The 16,642-nt window shown below is 69.3% G+C and carries 17 protein-coding genes; 1 reads left to right on the forward strand and 16 read right to left on the reverse strand.

The features are described 5' to 3' along the window. Positions 1-23: 23 nt before the first annotated feature. From H5V45_RS20285 to H5V45_RS20295, 3 genes are all read right to left on the reverse strand, one after another. Positions 24-872 (reverse strand): hypothetical protein, encoded by an 849-nt coding sequence (locus H5V45_RS20285; RefSeq protein WP_056680616.1) that lies wholly within the window; start codon positions 870-872, stop codon positions 24-26. After that, positions 869-1,090, reverse strand: a complete 222-nt coding sequence (locus H5V45_RS20290; protein WP_056680613.1) for a hypothetical protein — start codon at positions 1,088-1,090, stop codon at positions 869-871. The genes H5V45_RS20285 and H5V45_RS20290 overlap by 4 nt, the downstream gene beginning before the upstream one ends. Positions 1,091-1,151: 61 nt before the next feature. Then, on the reverse strand, positions 1,152-2,105 hold the full coding sequence (locus H5V45_RS20295; RefSeq protein WP_056680611.1) for a hypothetical protein: 954 nt from the start codon (positions 2,103-2,105) through the stop codon (positions 1,152-1,154). A gap of 367 nt (positions 2,106-2,472) precedes the next feature. Here H5V45_RS20295 and H5V45_RS20300 point away from each other — a divergent pair, with 367 nt between their 5' ends. Beyond that, positions 2,473-5,328 carry an NACHT domain-containing protein gene (locus H5V45_RS20300; protein WP_185254952.1) on the forward strand — a complete coding sequence of 952 codons (2,856 nt, stop codon included), beginning with the start codon at positions 2,473-2,475 and terminating at the stop codon, positions 5,326-5,328. 371 nt (positions 5,329-5,699) lie between these two features. Here the strand turns inward: H5V45_RS20300 and H5V45_RS20305 are convergent, their stop codons facing one another. From H5V45_RS20305 to H5V45_RS20365, 13 genes are all read right to left on the reverse strand, one after another. Beyond that, complete coding sequence (locus tag H5V45_RS20305) at positions 5,700-6,596, reverse strand: hypothetical protein (RefSeq protein ID WP_185254953.1); 897 nt, start codon at positions 6,594-6,596, stop codon at positions 5,700-5,702. Continuing rightward, positions 6,590-6,970, reverse strand: coding sequence for a hypothetical protein (locus H5V45_RS20310; protein ID WP_185254954.1), 381 nt, complete (start codon positions 6,968-6,970; stop codon positions 6,590-6,592). Before H5V45_RS20310 ends, H5V45_RS20305 begins: the two co-directional genes overlap by 7 nt. Before the next feature lie 21 nt (positions 6,971-6,991). Then, positions 6,992-7,156 carry a hypothetical protein gene (locus H5V45_RS20315; protein WP_185254955.1) on the reverse strand — a complete coding sequence of 55 codons (165 nt, stop codon included), beginning with the start codon at positions 7,154-7,156 and terminating at the stop codon, positions 6,992-6,994. Continuing rightward, entirely contained in the window at positions 7,153-7,428 is a 276-nt protein-coding gene (locus H5V45_RS20320; protein WP_056680600.1) for a hypothetical protein, read from the reverse strand. The genes H5V45_RS20315 and H5V45_RS20320 overlap by 4 nt, the downstream gene beginning before the upstream one ends. A 22-nt stretch (positions 7,429-7,450) precedes the next feature. Then, positions 7,451-10,705 carry a LysM peptidoglycan-binding domain-containing protein gene (locus tag H5V45_RS20325; RefSeq protein ID WP_056680598.1) on the reverse strand — a complete coding sequence of 1,085 codons (3,255 nt, stop codon included), beginning with the start codon at positions 10,703-10,705 and terminating at the stop codon, positions 7,451-7,453. Further along, complete coding sequence (locus tag H5V45_RS20330; protein WP_056680597.1) at positions 10,702-11,154, reverse strand: TadE/TadG family type IV pilus assembly protein; 453 nt, start codon at positions 11,152-11,154, stop codon at positions 10,702-10,704. The genes H5V45_RS20325 and H5V45_RS20330 overlap by 4 nt, the downstream gene beginning before the upstream one ends. Continuing rightward, entirely contained in the window at positions 11,151-11,549 is a 399-nt protein-coding gene (locus H5V45_RS20335) for a TadE/TadG family type IV pilus assembly protein (RefSeq protein WP_343061665.1), read from the reverse strand. Before H5V45_RS20335 ends, H5V45_RS20330 begins: the two co-directional genes overlap by 4 nt. A 56-nt stretch (positions 11,550-11,605) precedes the next feature. Further along, positions 11,606-12,001: a TadE/TadG family type IV pilus assembly protein gene (locus H5V45_RS20340; protein ID WP_056680593.1), complete on the reverse strand. Its 396-nt coding sequence runs from the start codon at positions 11,999-12,001 to the stop codon at positions 11,606-11,608. Between the two features lie 6 nt (positions 12,002-12,007). Then, the gene (locus tag H5V45_RS20345) at positions 12,008-12,211 is read right to left on the reverse strand and encodes a hypothetical protein (RefSeq protein WP_056680591.1); all 204 of its coding nucleotides are present in this window, start codon (positions 12,209-12,211) and stop codon (positions 12,008-12,010) included. A gap of 74 nt (positions 12,212-12,285) precedes the next feature. After that, complete coding sequence (locus H5V45_RS20350; protein WP_056680588.1) at positions 12,286-13,197, reverse strand: type II secretion system F family protein; 912 nt, start codon at positions 13,195-13,197, stop codon at positions 12,286-12,288. Then, on the reverse strand, positions 13,194-14,126 hold the full coding sequence (locus tag H5V45_RS20355; protein ID WP_056680585.1) for a type II secretion system F family protein: 933 nt from the start codon (positions 14,124-14,126) through the stop codon (positions 13,194-13,196). The genes H5V45_RS20350 and H5V45_RS20355 overlap by 4 nt, the downstream gene beginning before the upstream one ends. Beyond that, a complete protein-coding gene (locus H5V45_RS20360; protein WP_056680581.1) occupies positions 14,123-15,805 on the reverse strand; it encodes a TadA family conjugal transfer-associated ATPase in 1,683 nt (560 codons plus the stop codon). Before H5V45_RS20360 ends, H5V45_RS20355 begins: the two co-directional genes overlap by 4 nt. Then, a complete protein-coding gene (locus tag H5V45_RS20365) occupies positions 15,802-16,641 on the reverse strand; it encodes a MinD/ParA family ATP-binding protein (protein WP_056680578.1) in 840 nt (279 codons plus the stop codon). Before H5V45_RS20365 ends, H5V45_RS20360 begins: the two co-directional genes overlap by 4 nt. Between the last annotated feature and the right edge of the window lies 1 nt (position 16,642).

Consider the following 16,642-nt stretch of genomic DNA (forward strand, 5'->3'; position numbering starts at 1 on the left):
GGGTTTGCTTGACTCGGTGCGGGTCAGGCGCTTTCGCTGGTGTCGGTGGACAGGTGGGCGGGCTCGAGCAGCTGACGGGCTGCCGAGATGAGGGGGGCCGGGACGGGCCGGGAGTCCAGGCCGTTGACCGCGAGCTCGCGTTCCTCGGGGATCTCCACGCACCGGTCCGCGACCAGGGCGCGACGTACGGCGGGGCCGCCGGCGTGCTCGAGGCCCCGGGGCCACTTCTTGCGGCGCGGCCCACGCACGGCGAGGGCGATCTGCTCGGGCTGCCAGTGGTTGGCCAGCAGCTCGAGCGCGACCGAGGCGCGACGCATCCCGGGGACGGTGGCGGTGGTGACCAGGACGACCTGGTCGGCGGTGCGGACGGCCTCGGCGAGCCAGCAGTCGGTGGCCAGCAGCAGGCCGGCCTCCCAGCCGACGTCGAGGATGGTCAGCTGGGTCTCGTTCTCGGCGTCGATCGGCAGCGGAATCTCGTCGACGCCGGCGAGCACCTCGCTGGCCCGCTCGAGCAGGACGTGGTCGCGCTTGCCCTGACGCCAGTCGGTCGGGTGCAGGCCGAGCTCGGCGGTGCTTGCGGCGGCGAGACCAGAGGCGGTGACCGAGCAGCACTCGATCACCCGGACCGGGCCGGCGGCAGCCAGGCCGGCAGCCAGGGCGATGGTGCTGGCCCCGACCGACCCGGCGCATCCGATCACCGCGATGGTGTGCTCCCCCGCGGCTGGCGACCAGTCGTCCGCGGCGGCGGGGCCGCGGCCGCGGGGTCCCTTGCCGGCGCCGACGCCGGTGCGGAACTCGCCGGCGTTCACGGCATCCCAGGCCCGCTTGAGCTCGTCGACCCCGACCGGGCGGCTTGAGATCTGGGTGCTCACTGGGCCTCCCCGATGCCGCCGCGGCGGAACTCAAGCGCGGCGCGGACCTCAGCCGGAGTCAGGCTTGCCAGCTGTGCCTTGGCGGCCTGGACCTCGTGCAGCTGGGCGACGCAGCCGGTGAGCTGCTCGATCGCCTCGGTCTCGCGGCCGGCGATCGCGAACAGCTCGGCAACCTGCTCCGGCGTCCGGCTCTCGCGGTCGTCCTGGGTGTTCGTCATGGGCTTCACCACCTCCAGTCGCCTATGTGTAGTGGGGCGGTGGGAGCGATCACGGTTGCGCTCATTCGTCATGGCCGAACTTCCTCGGGGCGGCCGCGGCGAGGGCGCGCATGCTGCGCGAGCCGCGGCGACGGACGGTTGCCTCGGACACCCCGACCCGCGGCGCGACCCGGCTGGACACCTCGTTGCTCAGCAGACCGCCGTAGCCGCGAGCAAGGTTGCGGGTCTCGACCCGGTCGGCCTCGTCGACCAGGCACAGCAGCAGGTACCGGTCGGCCGGGCTGATCACCTGGTTCTCGCAGGCCCACGCCAGCAGCTCCAGCAGCTCCTCGGTGGCCGACGGCTCCTCCTGCTCCGGGCCGGCGTCGGCGAGGATCTCGGGACGGTGGAACAGGGCGCCAGCAACCCGTTCGGTCGGCATCGCGGCGGCGCTCCACACTCCTGCGTCGCCGTCGGCCAAGTCTCCGGACGAGAAGAACTCCACGAGGGTGGTGTTCGCCCACGTGCGGTCGGCCCGGGAGACGTAGAAGAAGTCCCCGACCTCGCGGAGGACGCCGACGCGAGTGTTGATCAGGATGTTCGCGGCGACCTTGCGCAGCCGGCGCCACTTGAAGGTCCGAACCTCGATCCACAGCTGGGAGGCCACCAGCTCGTCGATCCGCTCGACGGCCGACCAGGAGCCTGCCGCGACGGGCTGGCTGTCGCGGAAGACCTCGCGGGGAGGGAGGGTGCTCAGCCAGCCGGCGAGCCGGCACGCGCCGGGCAGCAGGCACTTGGCGAGCGCGGCCGCAGCAGCGATGTCGTCGCCGCCATCCGGAGCCGCCAGCATGGCCAGCGCCAGGAGGACCTCGTCAGAGGCTGCGCTGTCCACCGAGGGCAGCCAGGCCCGGAGGTCGTCGAACTCCTCGACGACTCCAAGCCGTGGATCCGCGGCCACCCAAGCCGGCCACTTCTGGCGGGCCTGGTCGAGCAGTTCGCTGTTGTCGTCGAGGCCGAGCTGGTCACCCACACTCATCGCACTCGCTCCCCTTTCGTCCGTGGCTGTGCACGGCAGAAAGGTCGCGAGCGGGCGTCCCCGCATCCGTCCCCCCAAACCCCCGATTTGGAGGGGGGACGCAGAGGAGGGACGCGCGTTTCCGCAGGTCAGAGGCCGTCCCCCCGAAAATTGCAGAAACTTCTTGACCAGGGTGGCGCGGGGCCTATTCGTCGAGATGCGCCGAACGTTTCCAAACGCGACGCACCTACCTTTCAACACAGAATCGGTAGGGATTCGCTCCGCGGCAGCGCCCTGGTGACAGACGGACGGGTGACCGCGCGGGTCGAACCCGCCGTGTCGCTGCGCGTTGCTACCTTGAGCCGTCCGTCGAACAGTGGAGTCGTCCGTGAAGCACCAGCTGCAGTTGTTGTGCCCCGGTGCCTTTCAGTCGATGGCCGCTGCGCTGGCGATCGCCGAGTTCGGCCCAGGTGTCCAGGTCATGGGCGCTGGCAAGGACGGCGGCCGCGATCTGTACTTCGAGGGCAACCTGAAGTTCGCCTCAGCACTCGAGCCCTCAGAAGACACCTTCAGCGGTTACACCGTCTTCCAGGTCAAGCATCACGACAAGATCTCCGACTCGGAGACCACCAATGCCTCGTGGTTGTGGGGAGAGGTCAAGAAGGAACTCGACGCCTGGGCTGAGTGGGATAGGAAGGACCCGCGCGATCCCCTGCCCGATCAGCTCGTCTTCATCACCAACGTCGCACTCACGCCCGTTCAGAACACGGGCGGCCACGACGCCATCCGCAAGAACATCAAGGCCTACCGCGACAGACTCAACGACCCCAGCCGCGACATCGACGATCAGGATGCAATTCTCGATAGGGTCCAGCGGCGCAAGCGGATCGCGCACATCAAGACGATCCGATTCTGGGACGGCAACCAGCTAGACGCTCTGTTGAGCACGCACGAAGGCGTGCGCCGCCGGTTCGACGCCTTCTTGACCGCCAGCGACGTCTTCACCTTCATCTCTGAACTCACGGGCAACATCGCCCTTAAGGACAGCGAACCGGTTCTGCTTGACCAGGCACGCACCGAACTACTCTCCGACGGGCTCGTGTACTTCGACGACGCCGGTGACCGCGAAAACCGCGGCATCCCGGTACACGAGGTCGCCATCGATCTCCCCGTGACCTTCCCGGGCGGAGGCCACAGGAGCACCGTGCTGCGGCATGTCTTCGAGCGGGGAGACAACCTCCTAGCTCGAGACATCACAGCTGTGGACGGGCCACGCCACATCGTCCTCACCGGCCAGCCGGGCAACGGGAAGACCACGATCTCCAAGCTGATCGTGCAGGCATACCGGGTTGCAGCGCTCAAAGGCTCCACGGCACTAGCGGCCAACCACGACACCGTGATCACCGGGACCGTGGACGTGCTGCGGAGGCTGGGGCACCAACTCCCGCGGCACCGGCGCTGGCCGCTGCGCATCGACCTCGCCGACTACGCGGAGGAACGAGGCCACAAGCTCGACCAATCGCTGATGCGATACGTGGCCGAACACATCAGCAAGAAGTCGAACCATGGCACCGTCACTCCCGCAACGCTGACCTCCTGGCTGCGCGCTTGGCCCTGGCTAGTCGTATTCGATGGCCTGGACGAGGTCACCGAGCCAGAGACGCGGCGCACGGCGATCGAGCGCGTCGTGGAGTTCGTCAACAACGCAGAGGGAGACCGATGCGACCTACTCGCCGTCATCACGACCCGCCCGGTTGGCTACACCGAAAACATCGACCCGACGTCGTTCGAAACCATCGGACTGGACGACCTGACACCCGCTGAGGCCGTCGCCTTCGGAACTAAGGCCGCCCAAGTACGCCTTAGCGGCGACGACGAGCGGATCGGCAAGGTCGTCACGGCCCTTCGGAACGCTGCGCAGGATGAGAACCTCGTCAAACTGCTGCGGACGCCGCTGCAAGTACTCATCCTGTCGATCATCGTCGACGGCGCAGGGACCATCGCACCAGACCGGTACAGCCTGTTCTGGAGCTATTACGACACCGTCGTACGACGAGAGCGCAACAAACCGACGATGGTCCGCACGCTCCTGACCAAGTACGAGCCGTTCATCCACCAGCTTCACGAGCGCGCCGGCTTCGTGCTTCAACAGCGCAGCGAGACGGCCGACCACTCCACGGCTGTTCTAACAGAGCCGGAGCTGCGCGACATCGTCTGGCACATCCTCAACGACGCCGAGTTCAAGCCCGACGGGCACCACTCCGACGTCCTGGACTCGATCATTAGGTCTGCCACACAGCGACTGGTCCTGATCGCGCCCCGGAACGACGGCTTCGGTTTCGACGTGCGCTCACTCCAAGAACTCATGGCGGCCCGGCGAATCAGCGACGCGCCCCTTGAGACCCTGATCAACCGGCTACGTCTCCTGGCCCCCAGCCCACATTGGCGCAACACCTGGTTGTTCGCGACAGGAAAGATGTTCGCGGAACCTCGCGCCCACGAACATCAGGCCGTGGTCGAGCTCATCGAGACGGTCGACCAGGAGGCTCCCGAACGATTCGGATCGCATCTACCGATCGGCCCCGAGGTAGCTCTCGACGTCCTTGACGACGGTATGGCGCGCGCATGGCCGAACTGGAGCCGCCGCATCTTGGCTCACGGGCTCCACGTACTGGACGCGCCCTCTACGTTCAACCTGGACCGGTCGCTACGCATCCTTCTGCGCTACGCCGACAGCGGTGCCGAACAACGAGACGCAGTAGCACGAATGATGCGTGACGACCTCACAGCCACCGCAAACCGTCTGACGGTCGCCAGCGCGGCAGAGATGGTGTCCGCCATCGAGCACGATCTGCAGGTCAACGAGCGCACACTGGGACTCGGCTTGGTCCTGAACCAGCTGGCCAGCACTCCCCCCCCCCCCCCCCCCCCCCCCCCCCCCCCCTGCCCGCCGGGCGTGGACTGGACAGCGTTCGACGACGAGCTCGACACCAGCCCCCACCCCGCCGCTCTCGACCCTGTCATCCGTGGCGCTGCCGCCGCGATGAAGGCAATCAAGGACGAGGTCTTCGTCGAGGAGCACGAAGCCGACCTCATCGCCTGCCTGAACATCCCCGAGGCGGCAGCAGTACTGAGCGCAGCTGTCGCTCACGTGCTCCCCGGCGACGTGTCCCTGTTCCTCCAACTCAGATCCGTGCTCTCGCAGCGCTTCCGCGCCCCACTCGCCGACTGCATCCTCGCCTGACTTCCTGCCGGACCAAGCGGCCGTCAGGCCACGCTGTGTCGAGGGCGAGCTCGCAGATCGGCGGACCCCAGACCGCCAGAAGGGCGGGCACCCAGGTCACGTGACGGGCCAGCTGGCCCCCCGAAGGCGAGCGTCTAGGTCCGCGCGATTTCCTATTCATCAGCGCAGGCGAGCCACCCCATGCTCTACTTCTCGCGATCCCCAGGTGACCCGAGACGCCTGGGGCTCTTTCACGTCCAGCAGCGGCAGCACGAGCAGCTCCGCTCGGCAGGCCCGGTACCTCGGGGCGCGCTCGGGCAGCGAACGACACAGGTCCCCTTCCTGCTGAGAGGACGAGACCTGTGTCGGTGGGTCGGTCGGCTAGTACAGGGTCACTGGGTCAGCACCTGGGCCTCCCCGATGCGGATCGGGAGGGGCTCGGTGGCAAGGTCGAACTCGATGGTTCCGGACTGCCCGCCACCGGTCCACTCGACCACCCAGTGACTGGCCGCGGTGACCTGGTACGCACCCTCGGGCTGGTCGGTCGACATCTTCGCGTAGCGGTGCCCGCAGGTCGGGGAGTCCTGCTTGCCGTAGTGATCGGCGTACGGCGTCCCCTTGCCGGTGCAGGTCACCTTGGTGCCGTCGCCCATGTTCCACACGATGCTGGAGACGCTGGCGGTGGCGCTGACCGAGACCGGCCCTTCGCTGGCGGACGCGGTGATCGGTCCGAACGTGTCATCGGTCGGGCTGTCGACCCACATCCACACCGGCAGACCAACGAGTCCGATCCGGTTGGGGCCGGGCTCGGGAACGATGCCGATCCTGATCGGATCCAGGTCCATCGACGCGATCGCGCGATTGGCGAGAACCACCGGGTCGATCGTGACCGTGCCGTTCTGGATCCAGACCGGATCCCATGAGGAGCCTGGGGGCGGCCAGTAGCAGATGTGCCACGCACCATCCTCGTTGCTCTGTCCAGGGGGCGGCAGTGGGCCCTCCCCACCCGGATCCCAGACGTCGCCGACCCAGCACTGATGGCTGCTGCTCCATACCGACCCGCCGGGGCCAGTGCACGGGATCTCCCTACCGTCTGAGGTCGAGCAAGTCGACGAGCCACCGGTGTCACCGCCGTCACCGCCGTCGTTGCCGCCATCCTCGTCGTCACAGACAACTTCGCCGGTCACCGGGTCCGCTGTGCAGTCAGCGCTCGCGGCGGAGGCGGTGACGAACACGATGACGAGCGACCCTGCCAACGCCACCAACAGAGCAATGAGTCTCCTCAGCATGGCTGGTCCCAAAGCAGGTCCGAGTCGGAGACCTTCCACGCACCCTTGTCCTTGACGAGCGTGTACTCAACCGGGGCGGGGTTGCGGAGCGGGTTTCCGTTGGGGTCGGTGAAGTCCGGTTGCCTGATCGCCCCGTCGTTCTTCCAGGTGACCCTGGTGCGGTCCTCGCAGTCGATGATCAGGATCGAGGTCCCGCGATTCCGCGGCGCGTCGAGCGTGTGTGCGTACTCCCCGGTCACCGTGACGTTTTCATTCATCATGCTCGCGACGGTGTGCTGCAACTGCAGAAACTCCTCACCGGTCGCGACCGGATTGAGCGCCTTGAAGTTGATGTCCCGCTTCCGGTAAGCGAGGTCGCGTACCTCGAGGTACATCGCCAGCTGGGCCGCCGCCTTCTACTCGGGAGTCTGCGGCGTCGGCGCAGTGCTCGTCGGGCTCGAGCTCGGCGTAGCGGTCGGGGTGTCCTCGGCCTCGGGGTCGGTGCTGTCGTCCGAGCAGCCCGTGAGGGTGAGGGCGAGGGCGAGGGCCACTCCCCCGAGTGCGGAGTGGTGCTTCCTCATGCGGTGTCTCCTCCTATGTTGGGCGGCGCCATGACTGATCGCTGGCTGACGTCGGTGGCAATGTGCTCGAGGTGTTCTTCGGCGGCGTCGACGAGCTCGGCCAGCGAGCCGTTGTCGGCGGGGTCGATGCCGAACTGCTTGTCGGCGTTGTAGAGGGTGCGGATGGTGTCGCGCACGAAGACGGCCCTGGCCACGCGTCGGGCGTCGAGGTCTGGGCGGTCGCCGCCGGCCGCGACGTAGCGGCCGGTGAGCTCCTGGTCGAACGTGGTCATGTGCTGGTGCTCCCTTCCCGAGTCAGCTCGCGAGCCAGCCGTGGGTACTGATGATGGTCTTCGTGCGCTCCGACAGTTCCAGCGGGGCGTCGCCGTCGTCGGACCGGTTGCAGATCTCCTCGCGGAGGATCCGGTCGGCCTCGAGCTGGTCGCCCTCGGCCTTCATGACGTGGGCCAGGCACAGGCGGGTGCTCTCGCCGTCAGGGTCGGCCCGGTTGGCGACGTAAGCGGCGGAGCGAGCCTTGACCAGGTCGCCGGCGGCGAGAGCCTCGGTCACGACGATGAGGGCGACATCGGCGATCCAGCCGGACGCCATGAGGTCGACGCGGTCGGGCTCATTGACCAGCCAAGACCATCCCTCTTCACGCAGTTGGCTGAACGGCTTGGCCTCGCCGACCAGCTCGAGCGCGGTGCAGAGGTCGGCGACGCCTTCCGCGCCGCCCCGGGCCTGCCCGCGCTTGCGCAGTCGGAGGAAGAGGTGGAGGTCGACCAAGAGACCGTCGTCGACCTGGTAGACGTTGACGCCGCGAAGCTTGGTGGCGGGTGCCTTGTCGGCGTGGGGCAGGTGGGGCTCTCCAGTGGCCGGGTTGGAGCCCAGCCACTCGCGGACGGTGTTGGTGTAGTCGCGCACCTTGCCGGGGGTGATCCCGAATGCCTCGCCGATCTCCTCGCGGGTGGCTCCGTGCTTGCGGTGCAGGGCAAGGTACGCGAGGAGCTCGGTGAAGTAGGGCTTGCGCTTGGCCAGGGCCTTGCCGTGGGTGCGTGCGGTGACCGGACCGAGCAGGCTGAGCCGTGGACGGTCGCAGTCGGTCGAGAACCAGTCGGCGATGTCCTGGTCGAGATTGGGGTCGCTCTGCTCGACCTCGGCTCGGACGTGCTCGGGAACCTTCGGCGCCAGCGTCTCGAGGTCCTCCTGCACGATCGCGCTCTGACGGATGTAGTCCTGGTCGTCGCCCTCCAGGAGGGAGGACAGCGGCTCGTCGACGGCGTCCGCGGGGGTGTTGCGCGGCAGGGTGTACTCGCGGCGCAGTGCCCCGGACTGGTCGGTGTAGGCCTCCCAGCCGTCGGTGGCGGTCTCGTCGACCGGCACGGGGACGTCCTCGGCGACCTCGCTCTGTCCGTAGACCAGGGCGCAGCCGCGGGCCTCGTCGCTGGTGAGGCCGACGGCGATGAGGTTGAGGCTGGCTTGCTCGAGGACGACGCGGCCGGTGTTCGTCATGTGCAGGACGGCGCCCGGTGTGTTGGGGCGCTCGCCGGCGACGACGATGGAGGTGGCGGACTGCCCGACGTGGTCGGTGACCAGCTGCAGCAGCTGCTCGAGGTCCTCGGGGTCTCCGGCCGCCGCGTCGAGCAACAGCATCCGGGCCGGCCAGGTGTCGTCGTCGACGCTGCCGGTGCGTGCCGTGGACACGTCGGTGTCGTGTCGCTTCGCCCGGTCGACCGTGGTGACGGCGGCCGCGAGGGCCTCCGCGGTCGCGAGCGACCCGGCTGCTCCGGTCGGGTGGTAGCTGATCCGCTCGTCCATGGCGACGGCTTCCTCAGCCACGCCGATGCAGTCGACCTGCACGCGCCGCGACCACGGGTTGACGGCGAACTGTGCGGCGAGGTGGCGGGCGAAGTCCCGGCCGTAGGTCGGGTCGCCGCTGATGGTGAGAGTGGACAGTTCCTCGCAGTTGAGCAGCCACGTCTCACCGGTGTCGCTCATGCCGATGGTGGCCAGGAGCGGGTAGGGCGGCTCGACGTTCCCCGTGTCCGGGCCAAGCTCGTCGACGGCGGTGTCCGTGCTGACGTGCCAGTGGGTCTGGTCCGGGCTGCCCACCCAGGGCCCCGGGACAGCGGCCGGCGCGCTCAGGTGCAAGGTCAGCTTGCCGTGCGCGAGTTCCACGGCAGCGAGCGGCGGCATCGTGATGCCCTGCGCGCCGACGGCGGCCGCGAGGCGGCGCAGCGCCTCGTCCGCGAACTCCACGGTCGCCGCGGCCGCGGCACCGGTGGCGTTCAGGGTCATCTCGACAGGCGCGAGCTCCGGAGGCGGCGCGGCGATCGCGCGGCCCGGTGTCCGGTTCCGGTAGCCGGCGCGGCGGCGGGACCGCAGGGCCATGAGCAGTGCCCCGGACAGCAGGACGCCCCCGCCGGTCAGACCGGCGAGGACCCACGGCGCGTCGAGGATCGAGTCGTCAGCGTCGTCGACCTGGTCGATGTCGGCGGCCGGTGCCGCCGGCTCCTCGGCCTGGGGCGGCGCGTCGGGCACGGCCGTCTCGGGTACTTCGGGCACCTCGGGCTCCTGGGCGACCGGCGGCTCCTCCTCGGCCGGCAGGTCGACGGGCCGCTGGTCCTCGGGGCTGGCGGGCGTCTCGGGCTCGACGTCGCGCGGCTGCTGGTGCCGGGTGTCGTCGTGACTGCCCCCCTGCTCGGCGCCGGGGATTTTGAGCTTCCAGCCGACGTCGATGACGTCGGGGTCGGTCAGCTGGGCCCCGCCGGGCTGGGTGATGCCGATGGAGGCCTGGTAGATCTCGGGCCAGCGGTCGGCGTCGCCGAGCTGTTCTTGGGCGATCTCGCTGAGGGTGTCGGTGGGCTGCACCGTGTAGTCGTGGGCCGGTGCCTCGCCGTTGAGGGCGGGCAGCTTGAGTACCCAACCGGGCTCGAGGAAGCTCGGCTGCGCGCCGAGGAGGTCGCGGTTGAGCTCGACGAGTTCCTTGTAGCGGGCACCGTCGCCGAAGTGGTCCTCGGCGATCGACCACAGGCTCTCCCCCGGCTTCACAGCGTGGTCGAGCGTCTTGCGCTGGCGCTCCTGCTTCGTCTCGACCTTGACGTCCTGCTGGGCGGGCGCCTGGTCGGCGGCACCGGCGTTGACGTGTCCCACCGTCACTGGCGCCGCGGCGGCCGTGGTGATCGTGGCTGCCTGGGCGGCGATGGGCGCGGCGATGAACAGCAGGGCGGCGAGGCCGATGAGGCCGCGTGCTGCGGCCTGAGGCCGGCCCAGGCCCGGCAGCTGGGGCGCCTGGACCTTGCGGAGCCGTGCGATGGCCTCCACGACCAGGCTCAGCGCCATGAAGGCCCACGCGACCCAGCCGATCACCTTGAATAGGCCGAGGACGAGGGTGCCGTCGTCGGGCGCCAGGAGCGCGTTCTTGATGCCGTCCAGGTTCGGGGCGTGGTCCGGGATTGGGCTGGCACCGATCGCGAGGAATAGTGCGGGCAGCCCGAGGACGATGCCGAGTACGGCGGCAGAGGCTGCGAGGCCGGTGAGCCGCTGGCCCAGGGTGGGATGGGTGGTCATCTCTCGATGCCTCCTTCGGCGCGGATGAGCCGCGCGGACGCCTCCCCGGTGACCTGCATCGTGTCCAGGCCGATGATCCCGAGGAACTTGCTGGTGTATGTGTCGGTGGTGGTGACGATCAGGGTGTCGCCGTCGACGACGCGGACGGTTCCCTCCACGCCGGCGGCGCGGAGATAGTCCATGGCGGCCGTCTTGGCGGCGGTGAGGTCGACGCGGAGGTCCTCGCCGCGGACTGCGGTCGAGCCCTGAACCTCCTGGGCGCCGGTGCGGGCGGCCTGGGCGGCCGCGCTGCGGGCTTGCTGCTGGGTGTGGACCTTGCCGCCGAGGTCGACGGCCATCCCGACGAGGATGATCATCGCCAGTGCTGCGGTGGCGAACCAGACGCTGATGGAGCCGCGCTCATCGCGCGAGCGCGGCGTCATGAGGCAGCGGATGCGGTGGCTCATCATCGGCGCTCCCGGTAGGCGTCGACGGGGCTGCTGGCGGTGGCAGTGATCGTCCGGGTGCCGGGCAGGCCGGGGATGCTCAGGTCCGCCACGTCGACTTTGCAGGTCACGGTGGCGGTGACCTGGGCGGTGGTTCCCAGCGGGGCGTTGAAGGCCGCAGCGTTGATCGTGATGTTGGTGGTCGTGCATTGCAGGCCCTGGTCGTTCAAGCTGCTGGTGGCCGCGGACTTGCCGGAGGTGATGGCTTCGCTCTGAGTGCGCTCGATGGAGGCCGCTCGAGCTGCCTCGTAGGCGGCTGCGTCCACGGACTGCTTGGCGATCTCCACGCGGCCGCCGAGGATGATCATCGCCACGAACAGGCCGAAGGCCGGGACGCCGATCGCGGCCTCGATGGCCACCGACCCGCGCTCGTCCCGGCGCCGGCTGCGTGTGCTGGTCCGCCTCGTCTGCCTGGTCATTCGGTGAGCCTCTCGACCGGGACGCTGGCGCTCTGGGTGACGGTCACGTGCCAGCCGGGGATAACGCTCATGGACTTGCCCGTGACGGTGATCGTGGCGGTGGTCGTGGTCCGTGATCCGGAGACGCTGGTGGAGGTCATCACGTCGGAGCCTCCGGCGTCGTGGAGGAAGGTGTTCGCCGTGGCCACACCGGCGTCGCGGGTGCCGGTCTCGCTGCCTGCCTCACGGGCGCCCTCCTGCGCGGCCGCGAGCGCTACCTGCTTCGCGTGGTAGTACAGGGCGCCTTGGAGGCCGAGGAACATCAGCAGGAACAGCGCGGGCATCAGGAAGACCATCTGGATGGTCACTGAGCCGCGCTCGTCCCGGCTGCGGCGGTGGAGGCTGGCGAACATGGCGGCCTACTTGATCTTGGCGGACTCGCTGGTCACGAAGAACTTGATGGCCGCGACGACGATGCCGACGATGACGATCACTGCGCCGGCCCACAGGACCTGCTCGATCGTGACGGAGCCGCGCTCGTCGCGCTGCCTGGTGACGCGGTCCTCGAGGGAGGCGAGCGTGGTCAGCGCCGCTATCTGGAGGGCGATGAAGAGCTTCAACATCGGGGTTCTTCCTTCCTGGTTGTTCGGTTTGCGGTCTGGGTGGACCCGGGTTCTTGGGGTCGGTGTTAGGTCGGTCAGGTGGTGAAGCGGAGCAGGGAGGGGGTGACGAGGATCGCCATGAAGACGATGCCGAGCAGGCTGGCTGGGATGTACATGCGCTCGGAGGTGGCGTTGGCCTTGCCGACCTCGGCGCTGAGCATCGCCGAGCGGAGTGCGGCGGCGCGGGCCCGGAGGTTGTTGTAGATCTGGGCTCCGTCCTGGCCGGACTGCTGCATGATGTCGGCGAGGTCATCGAGCTCGGGGACGGCGAGCTCGTCGGCGAGACCGTGCAGGGAGTCCCAGGGTGCGCGGGTCATGTAGCGGGCGCGGCGCAGCTCGCTCTCGATCCGCTTGAAGACCCACTTGTCGCCGACCTCGGCTGCCGAGCGCAGCGCCTGCTGGCCGCTGGATCCGTCGCGGACGCCGGTGGCCACCATGTCGATGTAGGCGCCCAGGGCGCGGCTGAACTCGATGCGGGCCTTCTTGGCGTCGTCGGCGGCGTTGTAGTTGGGCATGAACCAGAACAGGGCTGCCAGGGCCAGCGAGCCGAGCGTCGGGATGGCGAACGGCAGCGGAAGGCCGATGAGAGTGAAGAAGGCGGCCAGCAGCGGCGGCATGATCAGGCCGAGCAGTGCCCAGACGACCTTCTCGCCGTAGAACCGGGTCTCGCTGATCTGCAGAATGGCCAGGTCCTTGCGGGGCGTGTGCGCCGAGGCGCCGCCGGGCAGGTTCTTCATCGCCCACAAGCCGATCCGATCGACCGCCGAACTGGTGCCGGTGTCGGCGTCGGGGCCGGGAGTGTTGCGGCGGGGTACGACGTGGTCAGGTGAGAGACGGTCCAGCGCGTCGACTAGGTCGGGGTCGGAGGGCGCAAGGCGCCATACGAGCAGGGCGAGGGCCAGCCCGAGGAGGGTGCCGCTGGCGAGCGCGATCTGCAGGCCGGTCATGCGAGCGCTCCTTCCTTCTCGCCCGGCGCCGTGCGCTGGGCGGCGCGGTGCGCGTTGCGGGCCTGGAGGTCGAGGAACCGCGGGAGTGGCTTGGCGACGGCCATCCGGCGCATCCACAGCAGGGTGGCCACGTAGGCCGAGAGCAGGACGGCGAGGATGACCTGGCCCAGCGGGGACCCGTAGGGCTCGATGTAGTCGCCGGTGAAGGCGAGCATGCCGAGCACACCGAGGGTGATCACTGTGACGGTGCGGGCGGTGGTGCGGGGCTTGGCTTGGTCGGCGGCGATTTGGCGGCGGGCGCGCACGTCGGAGGCGACGGTCTCGGCGAGGGCGTCCAACGCCTTCGACAGTCCAGCCTGGCCGCGGCCACTGGCTGCCAGGATCAGCTGGCTGGCCACGACGTCGCCGGTAGAGTCGTTGAGGTCCTCGGCGAAGGCGCGCAGCACGTCCTCGGTATTGGCGGTGTTGTTCCACAACCGGGAGACCATCAGCCCGACCTCACGCTCGATCGGCGCCGGCGCGGACTGCAGGGACTTGATGAGCGCCGAGCGCAGGGACTGGCCGGCGGTCAGCTTGCCCGACAGCGACCGAGTCCACTCCTCGAGCGCCTCGAGCTTCTCGATGCTCGCGGCCGCCGGCGGGGGCGTCAGCAACAGCGGGATACCGACGATCCCGGCCGGGACGAGCACGATCGCGATCACCCAGCCGGTCACCAGCGCGACCAGGAGGCCGGCCACGGCTCCGCCGACCATCAGCATCCGGGTGCGCCGGTCGAGCCGGACGAACCAGTTCCCCAGCCGCCCGAACGGTGTGACGGTCCGGGCGGGCCGCGGCAGCTTGGGCGGCGCGGGGATCAGCGCGTAGACCATCCCGATCAGGCCGATGACGATGAGCGCGCCGAAGACAGCGGGCAGGAACGCGGTACTCATGACGTGGCCACCCCCGGGTTGGCCTGGGACTCGGCCTTGTACGCCTCGAGGTCGAACCCGTGCCGCGCCAGCTCCTGGGCGAGGAAGCTGTCGAGCTTCCCGGTGGCGACGGCCTGGCCGAGCTGGTTGGGCGCGAAGATCGGGGTGGTGGCGTATCCCCTGGCGGCGTCGATGCTCGGCTGGACGACCAGGACCTCCTCGACCCAGCGCTGCTTGCGGAAGGTGCCGTCGGGATTGGGGACGACCTCCGAGCGCAGGTACATCACGATGTCGATCGCGGCAGCAAGCTTGCTGATCGCCAGCTCACGGGTGACCTGCGGGCCCTTCTCCATGGCGCAGGAGACGAGCTTCTCGATGGTGTGCTCGGCGCTGCGTGCGTGGGTGGTGCTGATCGAGCCCGGGCCGGACTCCATGGCCTTGAGCATGTTCCAGACCTCGGGGCCGCGGACCTCGCCGACGATCTGGCGGGCGAGGTTGAACCGGAAGGAGTGGTGGATGGCCTCCTCGAGGCTGAACTCACCGGCCTGGCGGCCGTCGATGCCGACCTCGCCGGATCCGGGGCGGTGCTCCCATGCGTGAACAATCTTGTGGCGGTCGACGAGCTCATGCAGGTGCAGCTCGAACTCGGTCTCGAAGGTGCCGATCATCTCCCAGGGCGGGATACACGAGCACAGTGCTCGGACCCAGGTGGTCTTGCCGCTGCCTTGGACCCCGGAGACGACGATGCTCTTGCCGGCGCGCACGCAGGCTGCGACGAAGTCGGCCAGGACCGGACTGCACGCCTTGCGGCCGTAGACCATCTCGTCCATCGACACCTCGCGCAAACCGTGGCGACGGATCACGACCGAGGTGTAGGCCATCACCCAGGAGCCGGCCGCGAGCCGCGCTCCGCCGGGCAGCCGGAGGTCCATGTGCGGCCGCGCCTCGGTGAAGGGCCGGTTCTGCCGGGCGCCGAGGTCGGAGACGAACTCACGCAGCTCGTCCTCGGAGTCGGCGATCGGGGCGGCCTCGACCAGCCTGCCGTCGACCAGCTCCAGCCAGACCGAGCAGACCGGGCCGCGGGCGATGACGATGATGTTCTCGACGTCCTCGCGCTCGACCAGGGGCTGCAGGCGGCCGAGTCCGAACAGGGCGGCGTGGAGGGCGGACTTGAGGGCCTTCTCCTGGCCCTTCGTCCACGGCGGCCGGCCGGTGGAGACCAGCGTCTCGGCCTCGGACTTGATGAGCTCCTCGATGACGTCGAGGCCCATCTGCTCGCGGTCTTCTTCGGTGACCCGGCCACCTTCCTTGTCGAGCCGGGCGGTCAGTCGCGACGAGATCTCGGCGCGATACTGCGCGATCAGCTCCCAGTCCAACTGGACCTCGCCGTCCGCACCGTGGATGTGATGGTGCTCCTCCGGTGTGGGCGCCATCAGCGGGCGCAAGCTGAACTCCGAGCGGGCGCGGCCGGGCAGCTGGCCCTCGCCTTCGCTGGTCCAGGCGCCGGCGAAGATCGGCAGTGAGGTCGGGTCGTGGGCCTCGACGCCCGGCGGCGGAGGCGGCGGAGTGCCGTTGGTGCCGCGGCCGCGGGCGAAGGGCGAGGTTTGCTCGCGGTTCGCGGCGTGGCGGGCATCGAGCCACTCGTCGGCGCGCAGCGGGTGACGATCGTTGGTCTCCTGGTGGTGTCCGTTGGTGCTCATGCGTGGCCTCCGTTCGTGGAAGCGAGGGCGGCCTGGTTGGCGCCGAGGATGGACTGGATTGCGGCGGTGCTGCCCCGGTAGCCGCGCCGCAGCCCAGAGGACTCGAACTTGCGTGGCTTGCGGGCGCCGTGGGAGTAGACCTCGGCCACCTCGGGCTCCCAGTCCACGGAGGCGACCACGGGAATCTGGAGCGCCTTGGCGATGTGGCGTGCGGTGTACGGCCGGACTCGGGCGCCGGTGGGCACCGTAGGCCAACGTCGCTCCTCGTCGACGAGCAGGACCCCGAGGCGAGACAGGCCACCGACCGCGGCGAACTGTGCACGCAGGGTCTTGGCCCAGCTGGTGGCGCCGGCCAGCGCCGGCAGCGAGCTGCGGGTGACGAGCAGGGTCAGGTCGGATGCAGCGATGAGCGGCTGGGGCCAGCCGACGAGGCCGAGTCGGCCGGCGTCGACGATGACGTCCTGACCGTTGCGCTCGAGGGCGCGCAGCTGCTCGGTGAGCGGCTCCCACAAGGGCAGCAGGCTGGGGGCCTGCTCGTGGGCCCGGATGCCGGGCAGGAACCAGGCCGAGCGCTCGGCCGACGCCTCGGGGTCCAGCAGCAGCGTCTCGCGGGGCAGTGCGTCGGCCAGCGTCCCCTCGCGCAGGGAGAGGGCGAGGTTGATCAGCCCGCCGGTCGGCTCCTGGGTACCGTGGAAGTAGCCGGCGAAGACCGAGGAGGATCCGGTCGGGTCGGCGTCGACCAGGAGCACGGGTCGGTGCCAGTTGAGGGTGAGCCCGAGCGCCGAGGTGGAGACGCCGGGCGAACCGCTGGCGGAGGCCAGGACTATCAGCGCCATG

The organism is Nocardioides luti, assembly GCF_014212315.1.
Lineage (GTDB): Bacteria > Actinomycetota > Actinomycetes > Propionibacteriales > Nocardioidaceae > Nocardioides > Nocardioides luti.